Source organism: Streptomyces sp. NBC_01261 (assembly GCF_036226385.1).
Classification (GTDB): Bacteria; Actinomycetota; Actinomycetes; order Streptomycetales; family Streptomycetaceae; genus Streptomyces.
The window spans coordinates 8,799,107-8,817,830 of the sequence record NZ_CP108463.1 but is presented as its reverse complement, the minus strand read 5'-3'; the positions used below and the strand labels follow the sequence as shown (position 1 = coordinate 8,817,830).

The 18,724-nt window shown below is 69.4% G+C and carries 15 protein-coding genes and 2 tRNA genes; 4 read left to right on the top strand and 13 right to left on the bottom strand.

Annotated features, from left to right (window positions below):
- Positions 1 to 39 precede the first annotated feature (39 nt).
- Positions 40 to 1,707 carry a hypothetical protein gene (locus OG226_RS39330; protein ID WP_329351605.1) on the top strand — a complete coding sequence of 556 codons (1,668 nt, stop codon included), beginning with the start codon at positions 40 to 42 and terminating at the stop codon, positions 1,705 to 1,707.
- A 25-nt stretch (positions 1,708 to 1,732) separates the two neighbouring features.
- On the opposite strand, the gene OG226_RS39325 is transcribed toward OG226_RS39330, so the two are convergent.
- On the bottom strand, positions 1,733 to 2,293 hold the full coding sequence (locus OG226_RS39325) for an HIT family protein (protein ID WP_033282250.1): 561 nt from the start codon (positions 2,291 to 2,293) through the stop codon (positions 1,733 to 1,735).
- Positions 2,294 to 2,360: 67 nt separating this feature from the next.
- Here OG226_RS39325 and OG226_RS39320 point away from each other — a divergent pair, with 67 nt between their 5' ends.
- Positions 2,361 to 3,017, top strand: a complete 657-nt coding sequence (locus OG226_RS39320) for a potassium channel family protein (RefSeq protein ID WP_328684484.1) — start codon at positions 2,361 to 2,363, stop codon at positions 3,015 to 3,017.
- 52 nt (positions 3,018 to 3,069) lie between these two features.
- Here OG226_RS39320 and thrS read toward each other — a convergent pair whose 3' ends face one another.
- From thrS to OG226_RS39305, 3 genes are all read right to left on the bottom strand, one after another.
- Positions 3,070 to 5,046 carry a threonine--tRNA ligase gene (gene thrS / locus OG226_RS39315; RefSeq protein ID WP_328684483.1) on the bottom strand — a complete coding sequence of 659 codons (1,977 nt, stop codon included), beginning with the start codon at positions 5,044 to 5,046 and terminating at the stop codon, positions 3,070 to 3,072.
- A 136-nt stretch (positions 5,047 to 5,182) separates the two neighbouring features.
- Positions 5,183 to 6,415 carry a hypothetical protein gene (locus OG226_RS39310; protein ID WP_329351603.1) on the bottom strand — a complete coding sequence of 411 codons (1,233 nt, stop codon included), beginning with the start codon at positions 6,413 to 6,415 and terminating at the stop codon, positions 5,183 to 5,185.
- Positions 6,412 to 6,978 carry a DUF4365 domain-containing protein gene (locus OG226_RS39305; RefSeq protein ID WP_329351601.1) on the bottom strand — a complete coding sequence of 189 codons (567 nt, stop codon included), beginning with the start codon at positions 6,976 to 6,978 and terminating at the stop codon, positions 6,412 to 6,414. Before OG226_RS39305 ends, OG226_RS39310 begins: the two co-directional genes overlap by 4 nt.
- Before the next feature lie 181 nt (positions 6,979 to 7,159).
- Between OG226_RS39305 and OG226_RS39300 the strand changes: the two genes are divergently transcribed.
- Positions 7,160 to 7,888, top strand: a complete 729-nt coding sequence (locus tag OG226_RS39300; protein ID WP_328684481.1) for a 3'-5' exonuclease — start codon at positions 7,160 to 7,162, stop codon at positions 7,886 to 7,888.
- A 60-nt stretch (positions 7,889 to 7,948) separates the two neighbouring features.
- On the opposite strand, the gene OG226_RS39295 is transcribed toward OG226_RS39300, so the two are convergent.
- Both OG226_RS39295 and OG226_RS39290 read right to left on the bottom strand, forming a co-directional pair.
- Positions 7,949 to 8,020, bottom strand: a tRNA-Val gene (locus tag OG226_RS39295).
- Between the two features lie 53 nt (positions 8,021 to 8,073).
- Positions 8,074 to 8,520, bottom strand: a complete 447-nt coding sequence (locus OG226_RS39290) for an SRPBCC family protein (protein ID WP_328684480.1) — start codon at positions 8,518 to 8,520, stop codon at positions 8,074 to 8,076.
- A gap of 102 nt (positions 8,521 to 8,622) precedes the next feature.
- On the opposite strand from OG226_RS39290, the gene OG226_RS39285 reads away from it, so the two are divergent.
- Entirely contained in the window at positions 8,623 to 11,010 is a 2,388-nt protein-coding gene (locus tag OG226_RS39285) for an SCO7613 C-terminal domain-containing membrane protein (RefSeq protein ID WP_443066944.1), read from the top strand.
- A gap of 7 nt (positions 11,011 to 11,017) precedes the next feature.
- On the opposite strand, the gene OG226_RS39280 is transcribed toward OG226_RS39285, so the two are convergent.
- The 7 genes from OG226_RS39280 to OG226_RS39250 all read right to left on the bottom strand — a co-directional run bounded on the left by OG226_RS39280 (position 11,018) and on the right by OG226_RS39250 (position 18,544).
- Entirely contained in the window at positions 11,018 to 13,753 is a 2,736-nt protein-coding gene (locus tag OG226_RS39280; protein ID WP_329351596.1) for an exo-rhamnogalacturonan lyase family protein, read from the bottom strand.
- A gap of 111 nt (positions 13,754 to 13,864) precedes the next feature.
- Entirely contained in the window at positions 13,865 to 14,455 is a 591-nt protein-coding gene (locus tag OG226_RS39275) for a hypothetical protein (RefSeq protein WP_328684477.1), read from the bottom strand.
- Positions 14,456 to 14,459: 4 nt separating this feature from the next.
- On the bottom strand, positions 14,460 to 15,335 hold the full coding sequence (locus OG226_RS39270) for a carbohydrate ABC transporter permease (protein WP_328684476.1): 876 nt from the start codon (positions 15,333 to 15,335) through the stop codon (positions 14,460 to 14,462).
- A complete protein-coding gene (locus OG226_RS39265) occupies positions 15,332 to 16,300 on the bottom strand; it encodes a carbohydrate ABC transporter permease (RefSeq protein WP_329351595.1) in 969 nt (322 codons plus the stop codon). The genes OG226_RS39270 and OG226_RS39265 overlap by 4 nt, the downstream gene beginning before the upstream one ends.
- A complete protein-coding gene (locus OG226_RS39260) occupies positions 16,300 to 17,586 on the bottom strand; it encodes an ABC transporter substrate-binding protein (RefSeq protein WP_329351593.1) in 1,287 nt (428 codons plus the stop codon). Before OG226_RS39260 ends, OG226_RS39265 begins: the two co-directional genes overlap by 1 nt.
- 344 nt (positions 17,587 to 17,930) lie before the next feature.
- Positions 17,931 to 18,002, bottom strand: a tRNA-Val gene (locus OG226_RS39255).
- A 77-nt stretch (positions 18,003 to 18,079) separates the two neighbouring features.
- Positions 18,080 to 18,544 carry a TIGR02611 family protein gene (locus OG226_RS39250; RefSeq protein ID WP_329351592.1) on the bottom strand — a complete coding sequence of 155 codons (465 nt, stop codon included), beginning with the start codon at positions 18,542 to 18,544 and terminating at the stop codon, positions 18,080 to 18,082.
- Positions 18,545 to 18,724 lie beyond the last annotated feature (180 nt).

Sequence of the window (18,724 nt, the reverse complement as noted above, 5' to 3'; positions counted from 1 at the left end):
AAGCCGCAGGAGCGGGAACAGCGGCGATCGGGGGCGGGAATGACCGTTGACAGCGGTTACGCGGACATCTTCGGACCACAGGTGCCGCGTACCGGCGACGAGGGGCAGACGGCGACCTTCGCGCTGGCCTCGGCGGCCTACCGGGACAACCCGGTGGCCGACATCAAGAAGGCCGACAACGAATGGCACCAGACGGCCGTCAACGAGGGCCGCAAGTGGGCGACGATCTTCCGCCCCAACCTCGGTGAGGCGTTCTCCGGCGCCTTGGTGGCCCGCATGCTCGGCCCCGGACGCAAGCCGCTCATCCAGTCCTTCGGCACCGAACCGCAGTCCGTCGTCGAGCACGCCCTGGCGGCCAACAACATCCGCCGCGCGCGGGACAACAGGCTGTCCACGATCATGGTGCTGTGCGGCCTGCTGTTCCTGCCCGGGCTGATCGTCTGGCTGCTGGTCTTCCAGCTGCGCAGCCTGATCGACAAGCGCACGCAGACGAACAAGAGGGCCGGCGCGATCGCCACGACCCTGCTCGTCGCGGTGGGCGCGGTCGCCGTGATCTTCCTGATCAAGATGCCCTTCGCGGGTTTCTGGTCCTGGTACGCACGCGCGTGCGTCGTCCTCCCCGTGGTCGGATGGCTGTGGGCCAAGCAGGTCTGCGAGAACACCGCGAAGGATCTGCGCGGGCGCTGGGACAGCCTGCTGTCCGGCAGCAGCGTCGGCGCCAAGGTCCCCGAGGCGGTGCCGACCAGTCCCGGCGAGACCCAGGCGGAGCAGCTCCGCCAGTCCCTGGCCACGCTCAGCGCCGAACAGCAGTCCAACTCCATCTTCTACGCGGGCCCCAAGGGCATCCTCGGCATGGGCACCCGCTGGGGCAGCTGGCAGCTCGCCGAGGACCTGATCGCGCGGGACCCCACCCGGGAGATCCACCCCTTCCGCAGCTGGGACGTCATCCGCAACATCCACGACGACCTGCGCATGCTGGAGCGGAACACGATCAACACCGGCGGCTTCCCGAAGGCGTCCATACGCCACTGGGTGGTCACGCCGATCGGCGAGGGTGCCAAGGCCGTGTCCCGGCCTGGGGGCACGGACGTGGACGCGTACCAGGTCAAGACACACGCGATACAGGACATCTGCAACAAGCAGCAGTTCGGCGCCGGCGACCGCCACTACCTGGGCGTCCAATGGACGCTCTGGGAAGGGCAGTTGGTCATCACGATGATGATCACGGTCACCGTGCTGCACAAGACGCTGCGCATCGAGATCACCGGGCACGCCCTGGGACCCGTGAACTCCCTGTTCACCGGCAAGCCCGAGGCTCCGTCGAAGAGCGTCCAGAAGACCCTCAAGCCGTGGGAGACCCGCACGGTCAAGCTCCCGCTCGTCCCCGCCGACGAGGTCGTTCGCCTCGCCGTCCGCGCCCCGATCACCTGGTACCCGCCGCTGCTGAACTGGCTCGGCGGTTCCATATCCCTGCCCGAGCCGTTCGGCCTGCGGCACGCCTGGGCCGACCAGCCCTGGCGCCACCGCTTCATGGCGGACGACGCGCTCCGCGCCGCGACACCGGTCCTGCGCGTGGTCCACGCCGCCGCGATCCGTGTCCTCGACGAGAACGGCGTGGACACGGAGAAGTTCAGCAACCGCTCGTCGATCCTCAGCGGGGGCGTGCAGGACGCGTCACCCCGGAAAGCAGACCTCTACGACGCGTAGGCGGCCACCTGGGACGCCGCGTGGCTCACGCCGTGGGCCACGCGTCCGCGAGCATCTTCCGTGTGTCCGCGAGGAGTTGTGGCAGCACCTTCGTGTGGCCGACCACCGGCATGAAGTTCGTGTCGCCGCCCCAGCGCGGGACGATGTGCTGGTGGAGGTGGGCGGCGATACCCGCGCCCGCCACGCTCCCCTGGTTCATGCCGATGTTGAACCCGTGGGCGCCGGAGGCGGTACGCAGGGCCGTCATCGCCTGCTTGGTGAGGGCCGCCAGCTCCACGGTCTCCGCGTCCGTCAGGTCGGTGTAGTCCGCGACGTGACGGTAGGGCACGACCATCAGATGGCCGCCGTTGTACGGGTACAGATTGAGCACCCCGTACACCAGCTCACCGCGCCTGACGATCAGCCCGTCCTCGTCCGATTTCGCCGGAATCGAGCAGAAGGGGCAACCGTCGTCGGCACCCGGGCCGGTCGGCTTGTTCTCGCCCTGGATGTAGGCCATCCGGTGGGGCGTCCAGAGGCGCTGGAACGCGTCCGGCGTGCCCACTCCGATCTGCTGCTCCGGCTCACTCGTCATGCAGGGAAGCATATGGCTTCGCCCGTTCGCGGCGTGTCGCCGGGGTTGCGCGAAACCCCTCCCGCGCCAAGCTGGGCCGATGGACGACGACAGCCGCAAGGCCCGCTGGGAGCAGCGCACGGAGGTCCCCCTCGCCGTGGCGTCCCTGGTCTTCCTCGCCGCGTACGCGGTCCGCATCCTGGCCCACGGCCTGCCGGACACCTGGCAGGACGTCTGCCTCGCCGCGCTGTTCGCCGCCTGGGCGCTCTTCGCCGTCGACTACGCGGTCCGTTGGCGCCTGAGCCGCCAACGCCTGCGCTTCGTCCGCACGCACTGGCTGGACACCCTGGTCCTGCTCCTGCCCCTGCTGCGACCACTGCGGGTCGTCAGGGTCTACGAGGCCGTCCAGCGACGGCACGGACAGCCCCGACTCGCCCTGCACGCGCGCGTGATCGTCTACGCCGGCCTGTCCACCGTCCTGCTGGGCTTCGCCGGCGCCCTCTCCGTCTACCACGAGGAACACGCGGCCCCGGGCGCGACGATAAGGACGTTCGGCGACGCCGTGTGGTGGACCTGCGCGACCTTCGCGACCGTCGGCTACGGCGACGTCGCCCCCGTCACCCCGCTCGGCCGTCTGATCGCCGTGGGCATGATGGCCATCGGCCTGGCCCTGCTCGGCGCGGTCACCGGAACCTTCGCCTCCTGGCTGCTCCAGGTCTTCACGCGGGAGGACGACGAGAGACCCCCGGGGATCTGAACTCCCCGGGGGTCTCCCGAACGACAGCGGACTCAGGCCCGCGACAGCGGACTCAGACCTGCGCCCGGTCCGCCACGACCTGCTCGATCTTCGCGATGGCGTCGTCGAACGCGATGCCGTTCTCCTGCGAGCCGTCGCGGTAACGGAAGGACACCGTCCCGCCGTTCATGTCCTCGTCGCCGACGATGACCATGAACGGGACCTTCTGCTTCTGCGCGTTGCGGATCTTCTTCTGCATGCGGTCCGAGGACGAGTCGACCTCGACGCGCAGCCCCTTCTTCTTCGCCGCCACGGCGAACTTCTCCAGGTACTCGACGTGCCCGTCCCCGATCGGGATACCGACCGCCTGCACCGGCGCCAGCCACGCCGGGAACGCACCCGCGTAGTGCTCAAGCAGTACGGCGAAGAACCGCTCGATGGATCCGAACAGCGCCCGGTGGATCATGACCGGCCGCTGCTTGGAACCGTCGGGACCGGTGTACTCCAGGTCGAAGCGCTCCGGCAGGTTGAAGTCCAGCTGGACCGTGGACATCTGCCAGGTCCGCCCGATCGCGTCCTTCGTCTGGACGGAGATCTTCGGGCCGTAGAACGCGGCCCCACCCGGGTCCGGCACGAGCGGCAGCCCCTGCTTCTCGGCGACCTGGCGCAGCGTCTCGGTGGCCTCTTCCCAGACCTCGTCCGAGCCGACGAACTTCTCCGGGTCCTTGGTCGACAGCTCCAGGTAGAAGTCCGTCAGGCCGTAGTCCCGCAGCAGGTTGAGGACGAAGGTGAGCGTCTTGTCGAGCTCGTCGGCCATCTGCTCGCGGGTGCAGTAGATGTGCGCGTCGTCCTGCGTGAAGCCCCGCGCGCGGGTCAGCCCGTGCACGACGCCCGACTTCTCGTACCGGTACACGGTCCCGAACTCGAAGAGGCGCAGCGGCAGTTCACGGTACGAACGGCCGCGCGCGTCGAAGATCAGGTTGTGCATCGGGCAGTTCATGGGCTTGAGGTAGTAGTCCACACCCTCGTCGAGCTGCATGGGCGGGTACATGCCGTCGGCGTACCAGTCCAGGTGCCCGGACGTCTCGAAGAGCTTCCCCTTCGTCGCGTGCGGGGTGTAGACGAACTCGTAGCCCTCCTCCTCGTGCCGACGCCGCGAGTAGTCCTCCATGACCCGGCGGACGACGCCGCCCTTGGGGTGGAAGACGGCCAGGCCGGAGCCGATCTGCTCCGGGATGGAGAACAGGTCCAGCTCGCTGCCCAGCTTGCGGTGGTCGCGCTTCTCGGCCTCGACCAGGAAGTCGAGGTGCGCCTTCAGCTCCTCCTTGGAGGGCCAGGCGGTGCCGTAGATGCGCTGGAGCATGGGGTTCTTCTCGCTGCCGCGCCAGTAGGCGGCCGCGTTGCGCATCAGCTTGAACGCCGGGATGTTGCGCGTGGTGGGCAGGTGCGGACCGCGGCAGAGGTCCTTCCAGCACAGGTCGCCGGTCTTGGCGTCGAGGTTGTCGTAGATCGTCAGTTCGCCGCCGCCGACCTCGACGTCCGCGCCGTCGTCGGTCGACGCGGAGCCCTTGATGCCGATCAGTTCGAGCTTGTACGGCTCCGAAGCCAACTCCTCGCGAGCGTCCTCGTCGGTCACCACGCGCCGCGAGAAACGCTGGCCGCGCTTCTGGATCTCCTGCATCTTCTTCTCGATGGCCTTGAGATCCTCGGGCGTGAACGGCCGCTCGACGTCGAAGTCGTAGTAGAAGCCGTCCTTGACCGGCGGGCCGATGCCCAGCTTGGCCTCGGGGAACAGCTCCTGCACGGCCTGCGCCATGACGTGCGCGGTGGAGTGGCGCAGGATGTTCAGGCCGTCGGTGGAGGAGATCTCGACGGGCTCGACCTCCTCCCCGTCCTTCACCTCGTACGCCAGGTCCCTGAGCTCCCCGGCCACGCGCGCGGCGATGATCGAGCGCTCGCCGGCGAAGAGTTCCGCGGCCGTGGTGCCCGTCGTCACCGTGCGCTCTTCCCGCTCGGAATCGCGTTGGATGATCACACGGACGTCTGACACGGGTCTCTCCTGACTACAGGGTGGATGCGGCGCCATACCGTGAGCGCGCGCAATAGGGGATCGTACCGACCCTAAGGGGCCCACCGCGAAACGGTTGCCCCTGGGCCCCGGCCCCGCCCCGCTCCCCCGCGCTCCCTCAGTCCTCCCCGGTGCACGCCTCCTCGAAGAAGGCAGTGCCCTCCTCGTTCCCCTGGATCGACTTCATCAGCCGGTCCCGCTCCGCCTCGTCCACCTGTACGGGTACGACCCCCGAGGCGCCGGTCAGTCGACGGAACCCGCCCCGGCTCTCCAGCCGCCCGTGCACCCGTACCGGCAGTCCGACGAGGTGGGCGTGACCGGCTGTCCGGTACGACTCCTCGTCCAGGGTCATCCGGACGTGCCCGACCTCGGCGCCGGCGATCACCTGCATCCGTACGGTGCCCTCGCCGCGCGGCCCCGACCTGCGCATCCGCACCACCGAGCCGGTGATGCGCACGGGCATGGCCGGTTCCTCGCGCAGATAGCGGGCCCCGGCCGCACGCAGCACGGGCAGGTCACCCGGCGAGAACTCGACGGCCTCGGCCTGCGCGGCACACCCCTCGGGGACACCGGCGCCGGGCGCCCACTCGACGGCGATGCGGGCGCCCTCGGTGCCACGCACGAGCGCGACGACGGCTTCGGTCAACTCCCGGCTGACGCCCGCCTCCACGGCCCCGTCGAAGGCGTCCATGCCGCCGGTGGCCCGCTCGTAGTCGATGGCCTCGCGGGTGGCGTACAGGGCCTGGTGGAGGCGTACGGCGAGGGCGCGGCCGGTGTCGACGGGGACGAACGCGGTGAGTTGACGGCCGCCGGGCGCGGAGCCGACGAGGACGTGTTCCAGGGACGCGGCGGCGGGGCGGCGGTGGCGGGCGCCGTAGTAGCCGGCACGCGCGCGTGTGGCGAGTGCGGCGGCGAGCAGCATCTGCCGTGCGGCGGCGCGGAGTTGCTCTTCGACCGTCCAGGACGCGGCGCCCGCCGGTCCGGTGGGGATGTCGCGCCACCAGCGGATCTCGTCGCTCGGTACGGCGAGGCCGACGAGGACCTCGCGGGCGGACGGGGTGTTGCTGCGGGCGAGCGCGTCGAGCGCCTCGCCGAGGAGGTCGTCGCTGTCGGGGAAGGCCCGGCTCTCGGGGACCAGCAGGCTGGTGCCCGAGCCGCCGGGCCCGGGTGGGGTCCAGCGGCCGTACCGTCCGGGCGCTCCGCCGCGCCGCTGCCAGCCGTGCCGGCGCAGCAGGGCGCCGAGGACGGCGGGGTCGACCTGGTCGGGCTCGGGGGGCCGTTCCCAGGAGGAGTCGTCCACGGGATGCGGTCGTACCGTCCGCAGGTGTTCCTCGACCGAGCGGTGCCTCATGGCCTGCCTCCCGTCCCGACCCGCGTCATGATCTCGCACAGCGCCCGGTCGTCGAAGATGCGCGAGGTCGGTATGCGCACGGTGGTCCGGGTCCGGCCGGTGATCGCGTGACCGGCGAGGTTGACCCAGTAGCAGCAGTGCCGCAGGTCGAGCCGGTCGTGGCTGGCGCGCAGCCAGTCGTCCCGGGAACGCGGGACGAGCATCACGACCAGGATCTTGTGCACCGAGACCGGTGTGCGGGCGAGCTTGCGCAGATGGTCGTTGTCGAGCGTGAAGGAGAAGGAACGTCCCGGCGGATTCGGCGGGATCTGGTAAGTGCACTTGAGCTGCACTTTTATCGTGACCTCGTCGTCCACCGTGTGCCCGGGCGAGCCGTGACTGACATGCCAGTCGATGCCGTTGTCCGGAAAGGGTTGCGACAGCGAGCAGCCGGCCGCGGCGGCGACGGCGTGCAGATAGCCCACCTGCAGTGTCTCCATGCAGGCGGTGGTGGCGAGCGATCCGCGCTGGGGTGCCGTCCGTTCGGGCAGCAGCCCGCCCCGCTCGGGCTGCGCTATCACCATGGCCAACAGCCTTCCGAGTTCAGGTGAATTGCTGTGCTGAATGCCTGATCGGGTCGCTGAACTGCAAAGACCCGCACTCCTGTTGTGTCCTTCCGGCGTACGGCGCAAACAGCCCGGGTATCACCAAACAGGCAGAAGACGGTACGTCAGCTGCCGTGGGTGAACAAGGAGTTGTGTACGTATGACGTGCTGGTACGAGGGCCCGTTGGCCGCGTTCGACACGGAGACCACGGGCGTGGATGTGGAGACCGACCGGATCGTGTCGGCCGCCGTCGTCGTCCAGGACGCCCCCGGTACCCGTCCCCGGGTGACCCGGTGGCTGGTGAACCCGGGGGTGCCGGTGCCCGCCGGGGCGACGGCGATCCATGGACTGACGGATGAGCATCTTCAGCGCAACGGCCGCTGGCCCGCGCCGGTGATGCACGAGATAGCCGACGAGCTGGCCGAACAGGCCGCGATGGGACGCCCGTTGGTGATCATGAACGCGCCGTTCGACCTGACCCTGCTGGACCGCGAACTGCGCCGCCACCGCGCGTGCTCGCTGGACCACTGGTTCGAGTCGACGCCCCTGCAGGTCCTGGACCCCCGGGTCCTCGACAAACACCTGGACCGCTACCGCAAGGGCCGCCGCACCCTCACCGACCTGTGCGCCCACTACGGCGTCACACTGGAGGGCGCGCATGACGCGGGCGCGGACGCTTTGGCGTCCCTGGAGCTGATCCGAGCCCTGGGCCGCCGCTTCGCGACCCGCCTGGAACGCCTGTCCCCCGCCGAGCTGCACACCCTGCAGTCGACGTGGCACGCGGCCCAAGCACGCGGCCTCCAGGCGTGGTTCGCGCGCAGCGGCACCCCGGAGTCGGTGGACCAGTCGTGGCCACTGCGCCCGGACCTGACGGCCGAGGCCGCATAAGCGGTCGGCACGTCGGCGCACAAAAAAGCCGGTCCGCTGCTGCGGACCGGCCTTTCCCGGTGGGCGATACTGGGTTCGAACCAGTGACCTCTTCGGTGTGAACGAAGCGCTCTCCCACTGAGCTAATCGCCCGGGAACGCACCGAACAATACAGGCCCCCACGGGTTTCCTTCAAACCGCTTCCGTCAGACCGCTGCCAGGTGTGCGAGGAGCCCGCGCCGTCCGGCCCGCATCATCAGCGCGTGGTTGACGCGGAACACCGGCCGCCCGGGTACGGCGAACCGCCTGAGCAGCGGCCGGTTCAGGTCGACCTCCTGCTCGTAGCGGGCGAGCGTGCCGGAACCGTCGGCCGTGAGCGTCCACCGCGCCCAGCCCACCAGATCACCGGTCATCGCGATCTCCAACACCCCGGCGGCCGGGTCGCGCCGCACTTCGCGCGCGGTGAAGGTCAGGACGTACGGCAGGCTCGCGCGGATGCGGATGACGCCGGTCGTGTCGTCGATCCGCTCGACCTCGCGCACCTGCGGCCACCAGCGGGGATAGTCCTCGGCCCGTTCCAGGAACGGGTACACGACGGCGGGCGGCGCGGGCAGGGACCATCGGGCACGGAAGCGGTAATGGGTCCAGTCCATGGCGGGAGTCTGCCCGGCCAGGGGCCCGTCTCCCGGTACCTGAGTACGTTTTGAGTACGTGCGCTCATGTCGTACGGCGGTCACGCGACCACACTCCGAGACATGACGCACATCCCGCCCCCGGCCGTCGAGTTGCGGATCCTGGACGCCGAGCTGCACCAACTGGACGCCCGCCGCGCGCAGTTGCTGCACCGGCGCGCCTGGCTGCTGACCGTGCTCCAGCCGGCCCGGCCCGCGCCCGTGACACCGCCGTCCGCCGCACCGCCCCGGCGCGAGGCCACCGCACCGAGCGTGCAGAACCTGCTGCTCCTGCTCGGCGCCACCCTGCTCATCCTCGCCGCGATCGCGTTCACGCTGGTCAGTTGGGGGAGCATGGGGATCGCGGGCCGGGCTCTGGTGCTCGGCGCGGTGACCCTGGCGACGCTCGCCGCACCCGTCGCGCTGCTGCGCCGGGGCCTGCGCTCCACGGCCGAGTCGCTCGCGGGCCTCGGTCTCGTGCTGACGGTGCTGGACGCGTACGCGCTGCACGAGGTCGCCTTCCCGGACGGGGACGGCACGACGTTCGCGGCAGCGGCGACGACCCTGCTGGCCGCGCTGTGGGCGGCGTACGGCATCGGCGTGGCGGCACTCCCGAGCCCGGCCGCCACCCGCACGGACCCGACCACCGCGCGCACGCTCCTCCTGCCTCTTCCCTCGGCGCTCGTGGTCGCCCAACTCCCCTTGATCCTCTGGGTGGTGGCGGCCGGTGGAGGCATCCGCCCGGTCACGGCCGCGATGCTGGTGACCGCCGCGATGGACATGATGATCGCGCTCCGGGTCTCCCCGAAGGCCGTTCGTTTCGTCGCCGTGGGCGGTGCGTTCGGTCTGGGCGGCCTGGGCGTGCTGACGGCCGGGCTGATCTCCTTGTCCGCGGCCGGTCCGGGCGCCGCCGCCCGTGCGACGGCGCTCCTGGTCCTCGCGGCGGCGGGTGTGTTCGCCGCCGCGTGGCTCGTCCCGGGCCCGGGACTGCGGACGGGCGCGGCCACGACGGGCGGCCTGCTCGTGGTCGGCACGCTCGGTGGCGTGCTGCGGGTGCCGTTGTCCTACGACTGGGCGGTTCTGGGCTATCTCGCCTGCGGGATGGGCCTGTTGACGCTCGTCCGGGGCTCGCTGCCCGAGCCGGTGCGCCGCGGTCTCGGCCTGGCCTCCGTCGGCGTACAGGGGATCGCGCTGCTGTTGACCCTGCCGGCCGTCGTCACCACGTTGTTCGGCCCGGCGGCGTGGCTCTCCCGCATCTGGTCCGGCGCGCCGGACGACGCGCGAGCCGCGGCGACGGTGGACATCCCGTGGCCCATGCACGAGACCACCGCTCCCCTGGTACTCGTCGCGGTCGCCGGAGTGCTCGCGTTCACGGTCCGCAGCGTCGTATGGCGACCCCGGGCCCTCGCCGCCGCGCTGACCCTGGCGTGGGTGACGGCGATGATCGTCCCGACCGCACTGCACCTTCCCTACGCTGTCGGCCTGTCGATGTACGCCCTCATCGTCGTGGCCCTGCTCTCGCTCACGCACCGCGTCGCCACAGCCCTCGCCCTGTTCACCTCTCTCGTCCTCGTCTCCCTCGCGCTGGCCTCCGAACCGGCCACGCTCGCCGTACTCGCCTCGCTGACCGCCCTGTTGGCGGCTGCGGCCTGGCGCGGGCGCCTGGCGCCGGTCTCCGCGGGCTTCTCGCTGGGGTACGCGACCGCCCTCGCCTGCGCGGCGGGTGCCGCCCTCGACTGGCAGCCGCAGCACATCGCGTTGCTGGTGCTCGCCGTACCGGTGACGGCCGCGGTGCTCGCCGCGCGCCTCGCCGATCCGGCGACGACGCTGGTGGTCGAGATCTCGGGTGCCGTCGCGGGCGTACTGGCGATCGGTCTCGCGGGTGCCGAACTGCCCGTCCTGGCACTGGTGTTGGCCCTCTGTGGAGTGATCGCGGCGGGCACGGCGCTACGGCCCGAGCGCAGGAAGGTCGGCTACGCGGCCGCCGCCCTGTTCGTCCTCGCCACCTGGGTACGACTGTCCACGTGGAACGTCGGCAGCCCCGAGGCGTACACGCTGGCGGTGACCGTCCCGGCGCTGCTGGTGGGCGCGCTGCGCAGGCGCCGCGACCCGAACGCCTCGTCCTGGACGGCCTACGGCCCCGGGCTCGCCGCCACGCTCGCCCCGAGCCTCCTCACGGCGTGGGCGGACCCGCACTGGACCCGCCCGCTGCTGCTGGGCACGGCCGCGCTGCTTGTCACACTGATCGGCGCGCGGCACCGCCTCCAGGCACCGCTCCTCCTCGGCGGCGGCACCCTCGTGCTGGACACCCTGCACGAACTCGCCCCGTACATCGCCCAGGCCGTCGGCGCCCTGCCCCGCTGGGCGCCTCCCGCCCTCGCCGGAGTCCTGCTGCTCGCGCTCGGCGCGACGTACGAGCAGCGGATCCGGGACGCCCGGCGGGTGCGGGAGGTCCTGGGCAGGATGAACTAGCCCCGCGCTAGGGCATCCTGTCGCCGAGCAGGGCCAGGTTCTCGATGGCGGCGAGGCCGTACAGCGCGGTGTCGTTCGAGGACACCCACGCGGCCTCACCGCCCGCGACGAGCGTCACGGGGCCGGTCAGCGGCTCCGTCTTCCACGGGGACGACTCCATGTAGCCGTCGGAACCGTAGAACTTCGTCCACGCCCGCTTGGCGAGTGCCGCGTCGCCGAGTTGTACGGCTGCGTAGGCGTCGAGGCGTGAGTGGCCCTGGAAGAGCAGCAGGGTGCCGAAGTTGGAGCCGTAGCGTGCCGCCTGTTCGGTCTTGGAGGCGTTGAAGTAGCGGCAGTAGTCCATGTACACCTCCTTGAACTTGGGCATGTCGACGAGGTGAATCAGCTCCGCGCAGAGCTCGTTGAGGCCGAAGACGGCCGAGAGGTGCGAGACGGACACGACGGGCGCGGAGGCGATGGCGAACCTGCCGGTGTCAAGGTCGTACAGCCCGCTCCCCTGCACAAATCCGTTGGGCTGGGCGGCGATTGTCTCCATGGTCGACAGGACGCGCGCCTTGGCCTTCTCCCACTGGGGGCCCCTGCGTTCCCACTCGGTGAGCCACGCCGACACCAACCCGCTCCAGTCCGTGCCGAATCCGATCGACAGGGCGTGCCGGTCGGGGGTGTACGGCGCGGTGCGGATCTTGCGGATCGGGTCGAGGACGAGGAAGGTCTCGTCGGAGTCGACGTTCGCCGCCATGAGGTCACCGACGCGTTCGTCGGCGGTGAGGAAGTAGTAGTAGCGCCGGTAGGTGGTGTTGGCGATGCGCTGCTGCTTGGCGCTGTCGGCGTAGTGCTGGACGCCGTGCCGGGTGCCCAGGCCGGCCCATTCGCCGAGGTGGTAGACGTCGACCTCGCCGGTGTGCCGGGTGAGGGCCTCGGCGAAGCGGAAGATGTCGGAGCGGCCCGAGCGGATGTACGCGAACCAGAGCCAGATGTCCGGCGACAGCTCGGAGTTGTCCCAGGCGTAGCCGCCGATGTCGTACCGCCACTGGTGGCGGACGGTGTCGTAGGAGTGCATGAAGTCGCCGTAGTCCCAGAAGCCGTACCAACGGCGTTGCGCCACCTGGTCCTTGTAGTAGGTGAAGAGGAAGTCGAGGTGGTCCTCGATCTTCGCCTTGGCGGTGGTGGAGCGGTCGGGCTCGGAGTAGAGGCCGGGGCCGAAGACCTTGGACTTGATCAACTGTTGTGGTGGGGCGGCGAGTTGGGGCAACACCCTTACGGCGTCGATCTGTTGGGCCAGTGTCTCCGCTGAAGGCGTCGACGCGTCGGCCCAGAAGAGGAGTTCGGAGGTGCGGGCGATGCCGTACGGGGTGCCGAACTCGGGTTCGTAGTCCTCGTAGGTGATTTCGAGGCCTTCGAGCTGCTTGGCGTAGGTGTCCTGGCCCATGCCGTCGTGGTAGAAGCGCAGGTCCATCGGCTGGGCCTCGGGCGACCAGAGCCAGAGGGTGACCTCGGCCTCGTCGGTGTGGGCGTCGCGGATGTCGAGCTGCGCGGGGAACTTCTCCCAGAAGTCCCGCAGCCCGAAGGAGAATCCGCCGCTCGCCCCGCCGACGTACCCGAATCCGGAGGCGTGTCCGCCACCCCCGGCGGGGATCCAGCCGTGGCCCTTGGTGGTGCGCTTGCGCAGGGTGAAGCCGTCGGCGGAGAGCTGGGAGAGGGTGTAGTCGCCCCACTTGGGGATGTACTGGAGGCGGCTCGTGACGCGTTGGTCCCAGGTGGACGGGTCGGCGAGCTTCTGGCCCGCGTACTGGGCGGCCTGGACGGTCGCGCCCGGGTCTCGGCGCAGGCCGCTGATGCCCTGAACTGCCTCGCGCAGCAGGCCGGTTCCCTCGCCGCCGATGCGGATGTGGCGGTCGTAGGCCGCGTCTCGCATCGGCACGGTGAAGCGGACCCCCAGCCCGCGGATGAAGTCGCCGCTCGCCTTGCCCGGTTCCACCGTGCCGTCGAAGGTGATCGTGTGCACCATGCGGAAGGAGTCGGCGCCCGCGTAGAAGTAGAGGCGGATCGAGAACGGCAGCCAACTCCGGCCGCCCTTGCGGTGTTTGCCGTCGATGCGGACGACGGCACGGACCGGGCCGTCCTGTTCGACGGTGACCTCGCCGATCACTCCGTCGAAGCGCTCGGTCTTCACCGAACCCTGGTCCTCGTCCTCGATCTCTGGCTGGCGGATGAGGACGAGACGGCCGTTCTTGGCGATCTCCGTGCCGCCCCGGGTGACCGACTTGATGAGGGTGGAGCCGTTCTTGCCGATCTTCGCGGTGATGACCCCGGTCGACACGTCGATGGTGCCGCCGTTCTTGTCGACGGTGACCTTCTTGGCGGGGGCGGCCGTGTCCCCGGCGGCGAGGGTGAGTTTGCCGGAGCCCGAACTCACCGCGTGGGCCGTCCACTTGAGGGAGCCGTCGGGCCAGTAGGCGAGCGGCCAGGACTGCACCGGCACGGCCGCACCCTCGGCATCCGTCAGCGCGAAGGTCTGATCCTCCTGGTAGGTGCCCATCGGCCACGGCACACCGACCGTCGAACCGGGCGCGGCGCCGAGACCACCGTCCTCCAGCCAGTCGAGGGTCACCGGGTCGCCGTCGGCCGCCGCCGCTCCGGGCGCGGCCTGGGCGTCCTTCGCGCCCAGCACCCAGCTGAACTGCGCGGCGGCTCCGGCGACGGCGGCCGCCTTGAGCAGGGACCTGCGGGGAATGGGAGACATGACCTGTTCCTTTCCGTGCGGGAGGCTTTCTTCACGTCCGTCTGGTCAGGGGCATGACAGATAGAGGTACGACGCCGGGAACGCGCCGACCTGATGCGAGGGCACCGCCCGTCAGCGGCGCCGGTACCGCTCCTCCACGGCGACGGCCGCGGCGGCGACGGCCCCCAGCACGGGGACCGCCAACGGTGCGATGAGCAGGGCGGAACAGCCGACGAGGACCAGCCCGCCGACGAGCAGGAAGGAACCGGCCGGGTCGAGCACCGTGCGGCGACCGGCCTCGGCAAGCAGCGCCCGCCAGGTGTCCCCCGGCGCCCAGACGGCCGCCGCGCGCATCCCGGCGACGACGGTTCCGAGCAACGCGAACACCCCTACGGCACCGACGAGTTGCCCACCGGGCAGCCCGGCGCGCACGGCCTGGACGTCCACCCATGCGGCGGCTACCGCGCCCCACCCGGCGACCCCGACGACCCACCCACCGTGCACCGCCGCCCGGAAGTCCGCGGCGAACTCCCGCCAGCCGCCGCCCACATGGCCCGTGCGGCGCCTCAAGTGCCGTGCCCCGGCGGCGAATGCGGCGGGATACGTGACAACTCCCGCCGATGCGACGGCGATCCACACCCCGGTGAGCAGACATTCGGCGAAGACCCCGAACCGCTCGGCGAAGACCGACTCCCTGCGTGCCTTCACGCGTGCTTCGGCCACCGGCTCAGCCCTTCAGTCCGGAGGTCGCCATACCGTCGATCAGGTACCGCTGGAAGGCGAGGAAGAACAGCAGCACCGGCAGCAGCGCGACCAGCGACATGGCGATCATGCCGCCGTAGTTCGCGGCCACGCCGTCGGAGTCGCGGAACATCATCAGGCCCAGTGAAACGGTGTATTTTCCGGGCTCGTTGAGGTAGATCAGCGGGCCCATGAAGTCGTTCCAGGCGTTGATGAAGGTGAAGATCGCGCTGGTGATGAGCGCGGGCCGGCACAGCGGCAGCACGATCGACCAGTAGATCCGCAGGTGCCCGCAGCCGTCGAGCCGGGCGGCCTCGTCCAGTTCCCTCGGCAGGTTGCGCATGAACTGCACCATGAGGAAGACGAAGAAGGCCTCGGTCGCCAGGTACTTGCCGAGCAGCAACGGAACGTAGGTGTTGACCAGTTGGAGCTTCTGGAACATCACGTACTGCGGGATCAGCAGCACGTGGTACGGCAGCAGGAGCGTGCCGATCATGAGGGAGAAAAGCAGGTTGCGGCCGGCGAACCGGATGCGGGCGAAGGCGTAGGCCGTCAGGGAGCAGGAGATGAGGATGCCGAGGACCGAACCGAGGGCGTAGAAAAGGGAGTTCTGGAAGAACGTCCAGATCGAGATGTCGGCGATGCCCTTGGCCAGGCCCTTGAAGTTGGTGAGGATCGGGTGGCCGGGGAAGAGTTGCAGGCTGTTGATGACGTCCTTGCTCGGCTTGAACGAGGCGCCGATGACCCAGACGACCGGGTAGAGGACGACGGCGAGGACGGCCAGCGCGCCGACGTGCCAGACGAGCGAGCCGGTGCGCTTGCGCCCCAGCCCCGGGGACTTCGAGGCAGTCGTAGCACTCATCGGGCGTCCTCCTCGTAGTGCACCCACTTCTTCTGCGACCAGAAGAGGACGGCCGTCACGAGCGCCACGGCGAGCAGCAGCATCCAGGCCATCGCGGACGCGAAGCCCATCTGGGCGTTCTTGAAGCCCTGTTGGTAGAGGTAGCAGGTGTAGACGAGCGTGGCGTCGGCCGGTCCGCACTGCGAGTTGGAGACGACGTACGCGGAGCCGAAGATCTGGAAGGAGTGGATGGTCTCCAGCAGCACGTTGAAGAACAGCACCGGGGAGATCATCGGCAGCGTGATGTTCCAGAACCGGCGGAAGGGCCCGGCCCCGTCCATCGCTGCGGCCTCGTACAACTCCCTCGGCACCTGCTTGAGCCCGGCGAGGAAGATGACCATCGGCGCGCCGAACTGCCAGACGGTGAGCGCGACCAGGGAGTAGAGGATCCAGTCGGGGTCGCCGACCCAGCCGCCGACATGGGAGCCGAACAACGACTGCGTACGGTCCACCACGGCGCCGTCGGAGAAGAGCGTCCGCCAGACGAAGCCGATCGAGACGCTCGCGCCGATGAGCGAGGGGGCGTAGAAGGCGGCCCGGTAGAGGGCCTGGCCGCGGCGGCTCTGGGCGAGCAGCATGGCGACGCCGAGGGCGAGCAGGAGTTTCAGCGGGGTACCGATGACGACGTATTTCGCCGTCACCTCGACCGACTTCTGCCACCGGGGGTCGTCGAACATCCGGGTGAAGTTGTCGAAGCCGATCCACTTCGGGCTGTCGAAGAGGTTGTAGTCGGTGAACGCGAAGTAGAGGGAGGCGACCATGGGGCCCGCGGTCAGCAGCAGGAAGCCGGCGATCCATGGAGACATGAAGAGGTAGCCGGCGAGGTTCTCGCGGCGCCCCCGCCGCTTCTTGGCGGCGGGGGTGGCGGAGCGGGTCGGCCGGGTGGCGGGCGGAGCGTCGTCGACGAGCGTCACGGCGGTTCCCATCAGGCGGAGAAGGCGGCCTGCGCCTCGGAGAAGAACTGCTTCACCGCGTCGGCGACCTTGGTCTTGCCCAGCGCCATGTCCCCGCCGATGCGGAGGAAGGCGGACTCGGCGGTGTCGGCGCCGGACGGGTGCGGGGTGATCGTCCCGAGGACACCGGCCTTGGCGGTGTCCGCCTCGTACTGGGCGATCTCCTTCTGGACCGTGTCGGTCGGCTTGAACGCGTCGTACTGGTCGGTGGTCGCGAGGATGCCCCGGTCGTAGCCCATGATCTTGCCGACCGCGGGGTCGTGGACCATGAAATCGATGAACTGGGCGACTTCCTTCGGGTGTTTGGTGCGCGCGGAGCCGCTGAGCATCAGGGAGGCGAGGTACTGGCCGGTGTCCTTGCCGTCGGTGGTGGGGATCGGCGCGAGGCCGTAGTCGCTGGTGCCCTCCGCCGTGTAGCGGACGGTGAAGTTGTCCCAGGTGAATTCCGAGGCGCCGTGTCCGGCCGAGAGCGAGGACTTGGGGGTGTCCTGGGCGACGACCTTCGGGGAGGTGACGATGCCGGCCTTCACCCGGCCGTATCCGTCCGTCCACCACTCCGTCAGATCGGACTCCTCGAAACCGAGCCCGTCCTTGGTGAAGAACGCCTTGTCGTTCTGCCGGAGGTAGAGGTCGTACAGGTACATGATGCTGAAGTAGCCGGTGTCCCCGGGGACTCCGGTCTTGTCGTGGACCGTCTTGAGGGCCTTGAAGTACTCGTCCCAGGTCCAGCCCGCCGTGGGGTCGACGCCCGCCTTCGCGTAGACCTTCTTGTCGATGACCAGCGCCATGGTGTTCGAACCGACCGGAACACCGAGCTGCTTGCCGTCGACCTCGCCGACCTTCACGACGCCCGCGCGGAAGTGATCCAGGCTCAGATTTCCCGCGTCGATCTGTGATCCGAGATCGAGCAGGACACCTCTCTTGTCGTACTTCCGAAGAAATCCGACGGCGTTCTGGAATACGTCCGGTGGATTTCCGCCCGCGGCCTGCGTCTGGAACTTCTCCCAGAAAGAGGGATAGTCCTGAAAGTCCGTCTTCACCTTGATCTTCGGATACTTCTTTTCGAAGAGCGCGATGGACTGATTGATCTTTTTCGCCCGCTCCTCGGCACCCCACCACGAGTAACGGATCGTCACATTCCCGTTCGCGGACGTGCCGTCGTTCCCGCCGCACCCCGTCGCGGCCACCCCGAGCGCGACCGCCGAGACTCCGGCGGCCTTCAGGACCGTACGCCTCTCCACATTCGTGCGGGTTCCCATGATGGGCCCTCCCCGTAGCATCGTCGCCACCTGCATGAATCGTTTCAAGTAAGCGCTTGCTGGCACAAGGTACGGAGGCCCTCGGGGTGCGTCAATGATTCGGACAGGAATTTCTCGCGGACCGGCCGAGCGCTACGCCGGCCCCGCCGGACACGTTGCGGGTGCGACGGGACGGACACCGCAGGTGAGGCGCGCGCGGCCGGTCGGCCGAACAGGAAGCGGTCTGCCGTGCCCGGACACCAAGCGGCCGAAAAACGCCTGGGCGGTGGGGAGTTGACGGCGCGATCCGGTGACCGAACGACGACGGCCCGCCTGTGTGATCACAGGCGGGCCGTCGGTCCGGGTGGGCGATACTGGGTTCGAACCAGTGACCTCTTCGGTGTGAACGAAGCGCTCTCCCACTGAGCTAATCGCCCGGGCGCACGGAGAACATTACCCCATGTCAGCGGGTGCCCCGACCAGCGCGGGAAGGCATCCGGACACCGTCAGCGGATCACTGGTCCTTGATCTTCCAGGGCATCACGACGCCGAACTTCCAGAGGTAGACGGCGACCAGGGCGATCACGATGACCAGGCCGACCGAGGTCAGGACGATGTTGCGGCGGCGTACGGCGGGGTCGAGCGCACGCTGTGCCGCTTCGGTCACCTTGCGCTTCGTCCAGCGGAGCACCAGCTGGGCCCAGACGAACTCGGTCGCCCAGATCGCCATGCCGCCGAAGATCACGAACCAGCCGGGTCCCGGCAGCGGCAGCATGATGATGCCGGCGACGACCACCGCGAGGCCGATGACGAAGACGCCGACCTGCCAGCTCAGGTGCAGCGCGCGGCGTGCCTTGATGAATTCCGGCGCCTTGGAACCGAGCCCCTGCCCGTCCCGCGCCCCGTCCGACCGCGTCTCGTCGGCCGCCCCGTCCGACGCCACGACAACCCCACCCGGCTCGTCACTCCCCGTATTCATACGGACAAACCCTACCCGAGGGAAACCAGTCACCGGAATGGCCCCACGGAGCGATCGAGCCCTCGGCCGGAAGAGTTACGTAAAGGCACGCAAAACACTCAGAGGGGTTTACAACGGCACCGTAGGTGGCATGTCGATTTCGCCGACGTGCGAATCCCCGAGCGCACACTGAGCGAAAGG